Here is a 13,553-nt window from a genome sequence, read left to right as displayed (position 1 = left end):
TTGGCTCACGTTTTGCCTCCCGCGAATAGCCAGCTCACACCGCTTCGAGATTCCCAAGCAGGACCGACGTCATGTCCACACTGAACACCCCATTCAGGACGGCAACCGCAGCGCCGGTTTGATAGTCGACATTCGTGGGCGTGATTGAGGAAAGATCGGCGTTCTGGTCCAGATAGACCCATTCCGGCTCGTGTGCGGTGGGCAACCCAACGGCAACCTGCAGGATCGCCAGGGCATCCATTGCATTGACGGTGCCATCCTGGGTGATATCGGCCGCGATGAGGTTTTCGGGGGCTGCAGGTCCCCAGGTTGGTCCCAAACCGACCGCTATCCGCAAAACCTGCAGCGCATCCAGGGCCGTGATCTCTCCGCTGGCGTGGGAATACGATTTGATGATGTCCACATCACCCGACAACGAACCTGATGGCAAATCAAGATCGAATTGGCCCTGATCGTCGGCCTGTACCGATATCGGGCTGTTTCCAACTGGCGTGAACACGATCTCAGCATCGCTCAGCGCGGGGTTTGAACCGGAAGACTCTACCGTGATTGGACCCGTCACACCGGCCGAGGCCTCGGGCCCCGTGAGCACGCCAAAATCAACGGGGATATGATCCGGCCCCTCAAAACCGGACCCGAAAATTTCGGCGCTGGTGAGTGTGCCACCGTCGGTCGAAAATAACTCGACGGTTTCATCCATGAACTCAATCCTAGCCCCTTGTGCCGTTGACGTCACGGTCAGCTGGCCGGGGTTGCGCAACATCGGGTAGTCGAACAGATCCAACCGATCAGTTCCGGCCTCGAAATCCGTGATCGTCGTCAATCCACTGCCGAACCGCATAACGAAGATGTCCGCGCCGGAACCGCCCTGCATGGTGGTTTCACTGCGACCGGCAATCAGAATGTCGTCACCGGCACCGCCCTGCAAATCAGTGTCTAGGACGCCTGCGCTCAGCATGTCGTCCTGAGCGGTTCCGGTTACGATTCCATTCCCCTCGATGACATTGCCCAAGGAGTCCAAAGACACTGTCAGCTGGGTTAGCCCTGCATCCTGCTGCGATGCCACAAAGATCTGAAGGTCGTCCCCAACATGAGCCACCTCGATGGTCTCAACATTCTGAAGACCGCTATCCACCGTATCCGCAAAGCTGTCCAGGTAGATCAACTTGCCTTCAGGGGTCATCGTCAGCAGGGTCACTCCGTCATCTCCGCCACCGGCAACGACAAAGACACGTCCATCGACTTCGACGGCCTTCATGTCCTGAACTGCGCCAAAACGGGTACCCAACGTGTCCAACGCATGATCCTGTGGAACTAGTGTTCCGTCTGCGCGCAGCTCCATCACACTGATGGAGTTGCTGCTGGACCCGGCCACCAGAATCCAGGTGTGTCCATACGCATCAACGGTTTCCAACGCTGTCGGAGAACTGATCCCAAGCGTTTGGGTTGTCGTGTTGTCCACTTCGATCAGCGTCCCGCTTCCCTGATCGGCGCTGAACACCCGGATCGCATTGTCGGCGGCATTGGCGGTGACGACATACTGGTTGCTGCCCACCGCCGCGGTCTGCATCGCCCCGGCATTACCCGCGACCGAGCCCACATGACTAAGCGAACCATTCGAGTTCACCACGTAGGTGCCGATGAGCCCACTGTCCTGATGGGCCACCGTCAGGTAGTCGACCGCCCCCACCGAGTACTGGGCCAATGCGGTGACATCACCGCCTCCGGGAATCGCCGCCGTTTCCTGCAGCGCCCCGATCGTGCCATCCGTATTCAACTCGTACCCGACAAGGCCCGTGGCTGTATCGACGTCCAGTGCCAACAGGTCGCTTGCGCCCAATACGACCAGAGCACCAAGGCTGCCGACCTGCAACGATATGATGCCGCTGAAATACTGATCGTCGTGGAATTGCGGAGCGCCACCGTCCACAAGCTGCCAGACCACGATGCCGCCGCCAGCCCGGGTCGTGCTGTACAGATACGTAACACCGTTAAGCGTTTTTAAAGCCGTATCGCCGATACCTGAATCGAGCGCCGGACTCCCCGTTGCAACCACTCTTTCGAACTGAAGCATCAACTCAGATCACCCCCAATGCCATCGCTGGCAGTCCTTTCAAGGGTGACGCGGTGCCAAGGCAAAGACGAGAACGAAATTGTGGTGAAAACGAGGAATTCGGCTCCAGATTAACTCAATTTTTCAGGGTCCGACCGCATGAATAACTCGGCAGCAGGAAAGAAGAACAGAACTTGGCTTCTTCGGTCTTGCCGCGCGGGTATCCGCGGCCACCAATTGTGAGGACATGATGACGATGAAACCTGTTTCGCACGAAGTCTCCATCCAGAAGGACTCACCAGATGCAGGGCATGAGAAGCATGTCCGCAAATGGGTCAAAGCGCGTCTGCGCCGATGGGCCGGATCGGGCGTCGGCGGTGGCTTGGCCTCTGCCCTTCTGGCCTTGCCGGCGCTGGCCCAAGCCACTGAGGAGGAGTTGAGCACATTTCAGTTTGCCGATGTCCTGCCCGGTGTCCAGTCGGTCAAACTGCTGCCAAACGGCGACGTTCAACTGAAGCTTTTGGACGGTCGCACAGCCCTGGTTTCCGCGGAAAACGTGCACGTTCTGGAAAACGGTTCGATCATGATTGCCGAAGACGTGGCCGTTGAAGTCGCGCAGCTTGCAGTGGCCGCTGAAGCCGCCGGGGCAGCGGCAGCTGGTGGTGGCGGCATGGGAGCCGCAGGCGCGGTGCTGGGTGGTTTGGGTCTGGCCGGTGCGGCCGCCGCTGGCGGCGGTGGCGGCGAAGATGCCGCGACGCCCGCGGAATCGCCACGCCCGCCCAGTCTGAACCTGTCACAGTTGCAGGGAAATTCGCTCAACAGCACCACCGCCAAGGCGACAGCACCTGATGGCACCGTTTCGGTCGAGGTAACCATCGGGTCGGTCACCAAAACCGTTTCAGCGGGGCCGGACGGCAGTTGGAGCGTTTCGCTGAGCCAGGTCGAGGCGGCAGGGTTGCCTCAGGGGGTCACATCCGTGACGATCCGACACCTGGATGGAGCCGGAGGTGAGATCGCTGTCGAAACAGCCACGTACAACATCGACACCATCGCACCGAACATCGCGATCACAGGATTTTCCCACGGGGCGGTCATGAATGCGGCCGAGAGCGCGTCAGATCTGGAAATCAGTGGTACGACCGATGCGGAAAACGGTCAGATGGTGACTGTGGGGTTGAACGGTCAGATCTATACCGCAACAGTGTCCGGCGGCACTTGGAGCGTCACGGTTCCGGCCGCCGATCTGGCGTCACTGCCCGATGGCGCGACCGTCACTGTGACCGCTGATGTGGTGGATCGGGCAGGCAATCCGGCGGCTCAAGCCACCAACAGCTTTGATACTGACTTTTCCGCCCCAGCCATAACAATAGACGCTGTCGCAGGCGGCCAGATCGACCTTGTAGACGTCGGATCGGACCTGACGATTACCGGCACGACGACCGGCGAAGATGGCCAACCGGTTGTGCTGACCTTCAATGGCCAGACTTACAGCGGCATCGCCTCAGGCGGTGTTTGGAGTGTGACAGTTCCCGCAGCCGACCTCGGCGTTCTGGTCAGTGGCAGCCCCATCAGCATCAGTGCCGCAATCGCCGATGCCGCCGGAAACCCGGCCACGCCTGCTGCGGTTTCGGTGCCCGTGGACCTGAGCGGACCGTCCATCTCGATTTCGCCTCTATCCGTCGGTGCGGTGTTGAACGCAGCCGAAGTCGGGGCGGATCTGACGATCAGCGGCACGACCGGAAATGTCACCGATGGCCAGACAGTCACGGTAACTTTGGACGGTCAGACCTACACGGGCCCTGTGTCCGGAGGGACGTGGAGCGTGACCGTGCCGAGCGCGGATTTGATTGCGTTGGCCGACGGCGCAACTTTCACCATCACCGCCAACGTGACGGATGCCGATGGCCTCGTGGCCCCGCAGGCGAGTGCAGGAGTTTCCAAACACGCGACCGCCCCAACGATCAGCATCGACACGTTTTCGGACGGAGTGGTCATGAACGCGGTCGAACAGGGAACCAACCTCAGCATATCCGGAACGACGACCGCCGAAGACGGCCAGACCGTGACCATAGGAATGAACGGCCACACCTACAGCGCCACCGTTTCAGGTGGAAACTGGAGTGTCAGCGTTCCCGCAGCCGATCTAGCCGGCCTCTCCGACGGTGCCACCGTCACCGTGACCGCCGATGTTTCGGACCTTGCTGGGAACCCGGCCGCACAGGCCACTGGCAGCTTCGACACGGACTTTACGGCCCCCACTCTGTCAATCTCGACGGTATCGGCCGAAGGCACCATGAACCTGGCAGAGCAATCCGGCGGAATGACCGTCTCTGGCATTTCCGACGCGCCTGATGGAACGGTCGTCTCGATCGAGGTTCAACGAGCGGACGGGACTGTGGATGTCTCAGGCACCGCAACAGTGACGGGTGGCGCGTGGACCTACACCGCTTCACCCCTAGACCTGAGCGGCCTGCAAGATGCCGAATCCTACACGATTTCCGCGTCAGTCAGCGACGCAGCCGGAAATACACAGACGACTTCGACTGGGTTCAACACCGATTTCAGCGCCCCGACCATCTCACTGAACCCTCTGGGAACTGGATCGGTTCTAGACGTCACCGAGAAGGACAGCGACCTGACAGTATCGGGGACAACGACGGCCGAAGATGGGCAAACCATTACTGTCGGGCTGAACGGACAGACCTATACTGCCACCGCTTTGGGTGGGGTCTGGTCGACCACCATTCCCACAGCTGATCTCAACGCGCTTTCCGACGGAACAACCTATTCTATCACCGCATCGGTTTCGGACATCGCTGGCAACCCCGCTTCTCAGGCGGCAGCCTCGGTGACCACCGACTACCGACCCATCCTGACCTTAAATGAGGTCGGAACCAACGACGCGGTTTCGCTGAGTGACGCGCAATCCAGCGGCCTGACGGTCAGCGGTTCATCCATAGGTCTCGGCGCAGGACAAACCGTTGAGGTGATGCTGAACTCGGTCTCTGTCGGAACAGCCACGGTTGCGGCCAATGGCACGTGGAGCCTGAACGCACCTGCCACGGCGTTTTCGGGCACAACGGCGGGTGACCTTTTGGATTTTTCGGTTTCAGCGACGGTTGCCGGAGGACCGAACCCCCTACCCGCGACAGACCAGGCGACGGCTCACGTTCCAGCGGCCTATTTCATCTCCGAGGCAGGTCGCAGCGGGTCGACGATAACTTTCGAAATACATGCCGATGCGGACCGGGACATATCCAGTGGGTTTGCTTTCACGGCCAACTTGGGTTTTGACCCCGCGGTCGTGACCTATGACACGGGATCCGAGGTCGAAAACACCGATTTTGATCTGTTTCTGGCAAACCCGAACGGGGCGGCGGAAATCGGTTTTGCCGGGGCCGCAACAAGCGTCAGCGATCTGACCCAGCCTGTCGTCACGTTCACGATGACGGTGCTGGACCCCACGAAGCCGATCGAGTTGACGATCAACACGCCCGATGGTGGCCCTACCCGTTGGGTATTGGGAACAGAAGGCGCAGACACATTGGCGGCCACGGGTATCGACGATGTCATCCGCGGTGGGGACGGCGACGATGTGATCGATCTGTCCGGCGCTGGCCGAGATCTTATCGTTTTCGAAGCGGACCCGACGGCCAACGGCACCGACATCGTAACGGGTTTCACCCTGGGGCCTGCAGCCGACATGGCCGACGCCATTATGTTCAGCGGGTTGGATGTCTCATCGCTTCGCGGTGATGGAACAGGTGTCGAAACACTGGCGCTCGGCGACATGATCGCGGCCGACACAGGTTTTGTTGGGCTGACAACCACACTCACCGATCTGACAACCGATACTCTGGAAGCCGCCGCCGAAACGCTTACCGGGGCTCAAGCCGGAGATGAGATCTATCTGCTGGCCAGCGATGGAACTGACAGTGTGATGGTCAAGGTGGACTATTCCGCCCCAACCTCTGCCACGGTCAGCACGGTCGCGCAGTTTGACGACCTAGGTGATCTGAGCGGTCTGAGCAGCGACAACATCCTGCATACCGATCCGACCGGCGCGTCAAGTTGATCCTGACAAGCATGAAAAGGTGGGGCCGCCCCGGCCCTTTCTTAACGGACCAGCGGAGACATCAATGGCACAGAACGGCCCAGTACCCGTCACTTTCGACAGACATTCCGATCGCTCGTGGCACAGATTTACATCCTACGATTTCGCGCGCTGCAGATTGGAGTGCGAGATCGTAAGTGCGGAAGTCTCAGAAGCCGCCGCCGATTTTCCAATTGCGTTTCGATCCTCGGGGAGCGGGGTATCGCCTCATACAATTCTGGCGACCGCAGCTTCTCCGGAAACACCATTCGTTTCGGACCAAGGACGCTGGCGGGCCACCTATGTTCCTTCCTTGCTGAGATGCCATCCGTTCTCAATCGAACTGGTCGGTGGCGAAGCAGGATCGCGCACCAACTCAGGCAAGCTTGTTGTAGATGAAACCACCGGACTCGTGTCCTGTGACCAATCCGGCAGCCCGTTCTTTGCAAAGGACGGCTCGATCGCCTCTGAACTGGAAGCCCTGAAGGGCTTCTTCAAGAGCTTTCTGGCCGATCGCAACGCAACCCGACGTGCCTGCGCGCTGATAAAGGAATTGGGCCTATTCGTCGAATTGACCCGTTTTCGGGATGCGGAGTTGCCCGACGGTTGGATGAGCGTGGACTTTCGACGCTTCAATCAACTTGGGCCGGCCCAGATAGCGGTTCTGCAATCTAGCGGAGCGATGCAGTTGATTTACGCTCATCAAGTCTCGCTCAACCATCTTCTGTGGATGCACCACTGCCAGACGCATTCTCCCAAGGTGATCAGCACTCCCGCAAACGGCAGGGACTCCGACCTTGCGGGGTTCTTGGATGCCATTGCCTCGGAGCGAGACTTGTCGGACGCGGAGGCCAAATATGCCTACCTTTGATCGACTCATCTTGCCTCTACTGGTCGGTTCGGTGGCCGTGCTCACTGCGGCTTGTGAGCCGGTTCCGGATCTTGCCCCGATTGAGATGGCTTTTTCAGAAGGATCAACGGGCGCTGGCGCGACAAAGCCGTCGGGTCATCTGACTCGCAGTTCATTCGGCCAGAGAATACGGCGCGCGGTGGAAACCAGCCCGAACCTTGCACAGAGCGAGACTGGCGTTGACGCCGCCTTTGCCGATATGGACGCGGCAGAAGGAGCCTTTCTTCCGCAGGTGTCACTTGGCGTGAATGCCCGATCGGAACCGGTGGACTCGGATATTGCGGATGTATCGCCATATCTGCGGGTTTCACAGCTTGTATACGACGGGGGAGCTGCCGCCGGAGACTTGGCAGCGGCGCGGGCCCGTGTCCTCGTAAGCCGCGGCGATCAGCTTCAAACCGCAGCCGCGACGGCCCTTGCCGCAATTGAAACCTATGTGTTGGTCATCGACCGGCGGAAAATCGTTGAAATCGCTCGGGAAAACGTTCGCCGCCATGAGGAGATCGAGGAACAGATCTCCGACCGCGCCGCGCAAGGGGCCGGTTCCGCGGCCGACGTTCTGACGGCGCGTTCTCGGGTCGCGGATGCCAGGACCAAGTTGGCGGATGCCCGGGCTCAGGCTGATCGTGCCAATGCGCGGTTCCAAGAGGTGTTCGGGACCCCACCAGGCAAACTGGATCCCCCTGTCCCAGCGCCCAACCTGTCGAGAAGCGACGCCGTCATCGTGATGGACAGCCCGCAGGTTCGACGCGCAGACGCTGCGGTTCTGGCGGCACAGGCAGACCGCTCTTCCGCAATCGCAGGACGTCAGCCGGACGTGCGGGTTTCGGCATTTGCCAACCAGGACGACAGCAGGGACGCGAATTTCGGCGTAGACCTCTCGGTCAACTACGAGTTGGACAGCACCGGTCAACGGCGGGCTGCAATTGCCGCCGCCGAAGCGCGGGTCAAACAAGCGGAATATGCCCGTGAGGTTCTTGTTCGGGAAATCCAGCGCGAGCTAGGTTTCATTCGATCCGACCAAAAGGCCGGCGCCCAGCGTCTGCGCGAGGCCCGCATCGCAGTTGCCGCAAATGCCGACAGCGTTGCCGCCACTCAAGAGCAATTCCAGATCGGGCGCAGCAGCTTAATCGAAATACTGGACGCGCAGCGCGATTATGTGAACGCCCAAGAGCGACTGATCCTGGCGGAGCAGAATTTCTTCCTAACGAACTACGCCGCGCTCAGCCTTACTGGCGACATCATTGATCTGCTCGGCATCCAGCTCAGAACATGGGGCAACAGACCATGACCCAACGCAGCCAGCCTCGTACATCCCTGCCCCTCACCAACTTTGAGGCATGTCTGCTGCATGTAGCGGCGGAGCTTGGCCGGCCATTGACCAAAGCCAGCCTTTTGGCGGCCCAATCCTCGGTCTCTGGTGGGTTGAAGGTGCAGGACGCGATCGCACTAGCCCATGACCATGGATTGCAGGCGGGCTTCGGGCCGCGCCGGCTGTCGGAGTTTGATCCCAGCCTCGCACCGGCGATACTGTTGCTCGAGGACCAGCGGGCCGTGGTTTACCATGGCCGTTCGAAGTCTGGCCGTCTGTTGATCCACGACCCAGAGCTTGGAGACAGCATTGGTGAGATGGATGAATGCCAGCTCGACGCCGTCTATTCCGGCTATGCGATGTTATTTCGTCGAGCATACTCCGAGGAAATCAAAATCAACCCAAGCCAACCAAGCCGTCACTGGTTCCGATCAGCGCTTGTGGCCAATCGTTGGTCGTACTTGCAGGTTGCTCTGGCCGCGGCTCTGACCAATATCCTGGGGCTTTCAACCTCGGTTTTCATCATGACCGTTTATGACCGGGTTCTGCCAAATGAAGCCGTGGAATCTCTGGTCGCCTTGACCATCGGTGTCGGCATCGCGCTGTTTTTTGATTTTTTGCTGAAGATCCTGCGCGCCAGTTTCATCGACAGGGCAGGACAGAATGCGGACATGTTGATGGGTCGGCGTGTTTTCGATCAACTTCTGAATATCCAGATGAAGTCCCGAACCGGCTCAACCGGCGCCATGGCGAACACGGTGCGTGAGTTCGAAACACTCCGCGAGTTCTTCACGTCGGCTACGCTGGTCATGGTGGTTGATTTGCCGTTCATCGGTCTGTTTTTGCTTACGATCTACATGGTTGGCGGACCGCTGGTTCTGATCCCAGCTCTCGCCGTACCAGTCGTGCTGGTCGCCGGGCTCGCCATTCAGCCGCTCTTGTCCCGCTTGGCGGAACGCAGTTTTTTGGATGGCCAGTCAAAGCAATCCGTGCTGATCGAAACTCTGGCCGGTCTGGAAACGATCAAGACGACCACTGCCGCCGGCACGATGCGGCGACGCTGGGAAGAGGCGATCGAACGACAATCCGGCAACAGTGTTCGGTCGCGTGCCATCACTCAATTCGCCTTGAACCTGACCGGTTTCACGCAGCAGGCGGCCCAGGTCCTGATCGTATTTTATGGTGTTTTTCTGATAGCGGACGGCCTGACCAGCATGGGCGCTTTGGTCGCCTCAGTGATGCTGACCGGACGGGCTTTGGCACCTCTTGGTCAGCTGTCTCAAACACTGACTCGGTTCAACCAGGCGCACAGTGCATACCGGAACCTAGACGCAATGATGCAAGCCGACAGTGAGCGGCCGCCGGGGCGCACCTGGATCAGCCGCTCCAACTTCAAAGGGCGTATCACGTTCAACAACGTGTATTTCGCCTACCCAGACCAGGATGAGGACACACTGAAAGGCGTGTCCTTCGACATCAAACCGGGGGAAAAAGTTGCGATTCTCGGCCGGATCGGATCAGGAAAAAGCACCATCGCAAGACTGCTTCTGGGATTGTACCAGCCCCGTATCGGTTCGGTTCTTTTGGATGGGATTGACATCCGCCAGATTGATCCGGGGGACCTTCGGCGCAACATTGGGTCGGTCCTGCAGGATATTTGGCTGTTTTCGGGCTCGGTCCGCGAAAACATTATGGCCGGTGCGGTCCGCCCGCGCGACGAAGATCTAATCCGGGCCGGGCGCATTTCGGGCGTCGAAGACTTTGTATCGCGGCATCCCAGCGGGTACGATCTGATGCTGGCCGAACGTGGCGAGGGGCTCTCGGGCGGGCAACGTCAGACCATCGCCCTAGCCCGGGCACTGATCGGGCAGCCGCCCGTCCTGTTGCTGGACGAACCCACCAGCGCGATGGATCTCAAGAACGAGGCAATCGTCATTCAGCGGCTGAAGGCAGCGGCCGCGGATACGACTATGGTCATCGTTACCCATCGGGCCAGTCTGCTGGAACTGGTCGACCGGGTCATCGTGATCGAAAACGGCAAAGTGGGCGTTGACGCCGTCAAGTCAGTTCTCACCAAACGAGCCAAAGACGCGCGGAGGCACATGAATGTCGCGGCATCCTGACCTTGAAAAATTGGCCCGCGAGATGAACGGCGGCTCGGGGTTTCGCGGTTCGGTATTGCTGCTGGCCGTGTTGGGCTGCATGCTGACCGCCGGCGTATGGGCTTACGTCACCGAACTGGACGATGTGGTTCGCGCGGACGGTCGCGTTGTGCCTTCTGGCGACGTTCAGGTGATCGAAGCAACCGAACCTGGGGTTCTTCAAGCTGTTCATGTTCAAGAGGGTCAGATCGTCGACAAGAACGCTTTGCTGCTGGAATTGGACGCGACACAAATCGGCAGCGAGCTGGACGCCGAGCGGCAAAGGGCATTGGGACTAAGGACGCGTATTAAGCGATTGCAGGCCGAAATTGACGAATCCGATTTGCGGTTCGAGCCCGAGCTTGTGCAACAAGCACCGGACGTCGTTCGCTCGGAAACGGCTCTTTATCTCGGCCGAAGATCGGAGTTGGCCGACGAGATCGCCATTCTGGAACGCCAACGTGAGCAGAGGCAGCGCGAATTGGAAGAGGGGTTGGTGGACCGGGTCACTGCAGAAGAAACACTCAAGGTCCTGTCCGAAGAGCGCGCTTTGATGGAACCTCTGGTCCGCCGCAAGATGGAACCTGCGACAACTCTGCTGGCCCTGCGACGCAGCGAGGCCGAATGGAAGGGGCGCAAGGTAAGAGCCGAGGCCGCTGCAAACCGTCTGGAAACCGGGCTGAGTGAAATCGATGACCGCATCACGGCTACCAAAAGCCGGTTTCGCAGCGCGGCACTGACCGATCTTGCCATTGCCACTGCGCAGCTTGCGGCGCTTGAGCCCACCCTGCCCGCGTTGGAGAACCGCGCGGCGCGCGCGCAGGTTCGTGCGCCAGTCCGGGGCATCGTAAACCGAATCCACCGCACGACTTTGGGCGGTTTGGCCCGCAGCGGCGAGGATCTTGTCGAAATCGTTCCACTGGACGACAACCTGCTGGTCGAAGCCTATGTCCGCCCTGACGACATCGCATTCCTACGCGCAGGTCAGCAGGTCAAGGTCAAGATCACCGCCTATGATTTTGCCAGATACGGCGCGCTGGACGGTGAAATTGTTCGCATCGGTGCAGATACGATTACAAGGTCAGAGCGGCAGGACGAGGAAGTTTTCGTCGTCGAAATCCGAACCAGCGGCACCTTGTTGGACGTCGATGGCTTGGCGGTAGAGATCATTCCGGGGATGATCGCACAAGTTGACATTCTAGCCGGCAGGAAGACCGTTCTCGACTATCTCATCCAGCCTGTTCTCAAGGTAAAGAACCAGGCTTTGCGGGATTGATTATGCAGCCGGTGTCTTGAATTGCTGATCAAACAGGCGCCGGAAGCTGCCATTCTGTTCCATCAACTCATCCAACTTGCCCTGTTCGATCACCTGACCATCCTGGACAACCATGATCTTGTCTGCCTCAAGCACGGTCGACAGACGGTGAGCGATGACGATCGTGGTCACGTTCTCCGTCAGCTTATCCAACGCCTGCTTCACCAGAGCCTCGGACTCGGCATCCAGCGCGCTGGTCGCTTCGTCGAGCAGCAGAATTTCAGCCTTTCGAAGAATGGCGCGGGCAATGGCCAACCGCTGTTTCTGCCCTCCCGACAGAAACGCACCATTCTCTCCGACTTCGGTGTCGTATCCCTTGGGCAGCGACATGATGAAATCATGCGCATGCGCGGCTTTGGCCGCATCGCGAATCTCGTCCTCGGTCGCATCGGGACGGGCATATCGCAGGTTTTCCATGACCGTCGCGGAAAACAAAAACGTATCCTGGCCAACATAAGAAATCTTGCGCCGTAACGAGGCAAAGCTGACATCCTGCAAATCCAGCCCGTCGATCTCAACACAGCCTTGGTCAGGATCGTAGAACCGCATGATAAGTCCGAAAATGGTTGACTTACCGCCGCCCGACTGCCCAACAAGAGCAGTTGTCTTTCCTGCCTCGAATGTCAGATTCATTCCATTAATCACCGGCATGCCGCCGCTGTAGCCAAAGGTGACGTTCCGAAAACGCACCTCACCCGGACCGGCCTGCAGATCTTGCGGTTGCGGGCTTTCGCGCATCGGTTCTTCCTCGTCAAGCAACTCGAACATGTTTTTGATGGGGATTATGGTTGTTTCAATAACAACGCGCATACGTGATAGGCGTTTTGCAGGCTCATAGGCCATAAGCAGCGCCGTTATGAAAGACATCAGTTGACCAGCGGTGGTGGGTTCGCTGCCCGCGATACCTACTGTGGAGACGATAAGTACGCCAGCAACGGCCAATCCCGCTAGGAACTCCATCAAAGGGCTGGCGACAGACTGAAGCTTGGCAATCGAATTGGCACGATTCTCGACGGAAGTGATTGCGCCTTTCATGCGCTCTTCCATGCGGTCTTCCAAAGCGAAGACCTTGATAATCTTGATCCCGTTCGACGTTTCTTGCAGGACTTTGATGATCTCAGCCATCGCCTTCAATTCGCCTTGCATGATTGACCGCACGCTCTTCAACAGATAGCGGACACTATACAAAGCTATGGGCCCAACCAAGAAGAACATGACCGACAAAACGGGTTGTTGATAAAGCATCACGAAAACCAGACCTACCAAGGTAAACGCATCGCGCACAAAGCTTGTCACAATAACGTCAACCAGACGCCGCGCCGCCTGTGCACCGTTCGTCACCCGCATCAGCAGGTTCGAGGACTCGTATCTGGCGAAATAGCCAACCCCTCGTTTGACTAGCTTCTTATATAGTTTTTCCTGCTGTATCGCTATGATGCGGTTACCGGCGCGGGCTAGAAACACCGCCTGAACGTACGACGCGCTCGCTTTAGCGGCAAACAGCCCGACGACTGCCAGCGCGATCAAGTGCACTTGGGACTTCATCTCCGGCGTGGTCATGGCGTTCACGATGTTTTCCATCATCCATGCGGTGCCCGCCGTCGTTGCGGCCACGACCAGCATGGCAAGCATGGCAATACCATACAACCAACCCTGCGAGCGCAGACTGTCACCCACCAATCGGCCAATATAGCCGGATCGCCACTTGGCCCAGGTTTTCCTGATCATA

7 protein-coding genes are annotated in these 13,553 nt (G+C 58.9%); 5 read left to right on the top strand and 2 right to left on the bottom strand.

What is annotated here, in order from left to right; genetic code table 11:
* Positions 1–34: 34 nt before the first annotated feature.
* Positions 35–2,056 carry a dockerin type I domain-containing protein gene (locus K3752_RS18460; RefSeq protein ID WP_260066416.1) on the bottom strand — a complete coding sequence of 674 codons (2,022 nt, stop codon included), beginning with the start codon at positions 2,054–2,056 and terminating at the stop codon, positions 35–37.
* 253 nt (positions 2,057–2,309) lie between these two features.
* On the opposite strand from K3752_RS18460, the gene K3752_RS18455 reads away from it, so the two are divergent.
* The 5 genes from K3752_RS18455 to K3752_RS18435 all read left to right on the top strand — a co-directional run bounded on the left by K3752_RS18455 (position 2,310) and on the right by K3752_RS18435 (position 11,785).
* Positions 2,310–6,128, top strand: a complete 3,819-nt coding sequence (locus K3752_RS18455) for an Ig-like domain-containing protein (protein ID WP_260066415.1) — start codon at positions 2,310–2,312, stop codon at positions 6,126–6,128.
* 64 nt (positions 6,129–6,192) lie between these two features.
* On the top strand, positions 6,193–7,017 hold the full coding sequence (locus K3752_RS18450) for a SapC family protein (RefSeq protein ID WP_260066414.1): 825 nt from the start codon (positions 6,193–6,195) through the stop codon (positions 7,015–7,017).
* A gap of 178 nt (positions 7,018–7,195) precedes the next feature.
* Complete coding sequence (locus K3752_RS18445) at positions 7,196–8,347, top strand: TolC family protein (RefSeq protein WP_260066413.1); 1,152 nt, start codon at positions 7,196–7,198, stop codon at positions 8,345–8,347.
* A complete protein-coding gene (locus K3752_RS18440; protein WP_260066412.1) occupies positions 8,344–10,491 on the top strand; it encodes a type I secretion system permease/ATPase in 2,148 nt (715 codons plus the stop codon). The genes K3752_RS18445 and K3752_RS18440 overlap by 4 nt, the downstream gene beginning before the upstream one ends.
* Positions 10,475–11,785 carry an HlyD family type I secretion periplasmic adaptor subunit gene (locus K3752_RS18435; RefSeq protein ID WP_260066411.1) on the top strand — a complete coding sequence of 437 codons (1,311 nt, stop codon included), beginning with the start codon at positions 10,475–10,477 and terminating at the stop codon, positions 11,783–11,785. The genes K3752_RS18440 and K3752_RS18435 overlap by 17 nt, the downstream gene beginning before the upstream one ends.
* Here the strand turns inward: K3752_RS18435 and K3752_RS18430 are convergent, their stop codons facing one another.
* Complete coding sequence (locus tag K3752_RS18430; protein ID WP_260066410.1) at positions 11,786–13,552, bottom strand: ABC transporter ATP-binding protein; 1,767 nt, start codon at positions 13,550–13,552, stop codon at positions 11,786–11,788.
* Position 13,553: the final 1 nt, after the last annotated feature.

It is taken from the genome of Ruegeria sp. B32 (assembly GCF_025141855.1).
GTDB classification, from domain to species: Bacteria; Pseudomonadota; Alphaproteobacteria; order Rhodobacterales; family Rhodobacteraceae; genus Ruegeria; species Ruegeria arenilitoris.
This window is presented reverse-complemented; position numbering and strand designations above follow the sequence as displayed.

Bases quoted from the DNA above. Each gene is read 5' to 3' on its own strand.
- K3752_RS18455 (WP_260066415.1), top strand. From the start codon at position 2,310: ATGAAACCTGTTTCGCACGAAGTCTCCATCCAGAAGGACTCACCAGAT.
- K3752_RS18450 (WP_260066414.1), top strand. From the start codon at position 6,193: ATGGCACAGAACGGCCCAGTACCCGTCACTTTCGACAGACATTCCGAT.
- K3752_RS18440 (WP_260066412.1), top strand. From the start codon at position 8,344: ATGACCCAACGCAGCCAGCCTCGTACATCCCTGCCCCTCACCAACTTT.
- K3752_RS18435 (WP_260066411.1), top strand. From the start codon at position 10,475: ATGTCGCGGCATCCTGACCTTGAAAAATTGGCCCGCGAGATGAACGGC.
- K3752_RS18430 (WP_260066410.1), bottom strand. From the start codon at position 13,552: ATGATCAGGAAAACCTGGGCCAAGTGGCGATCCGGCTATATTGGCCGA.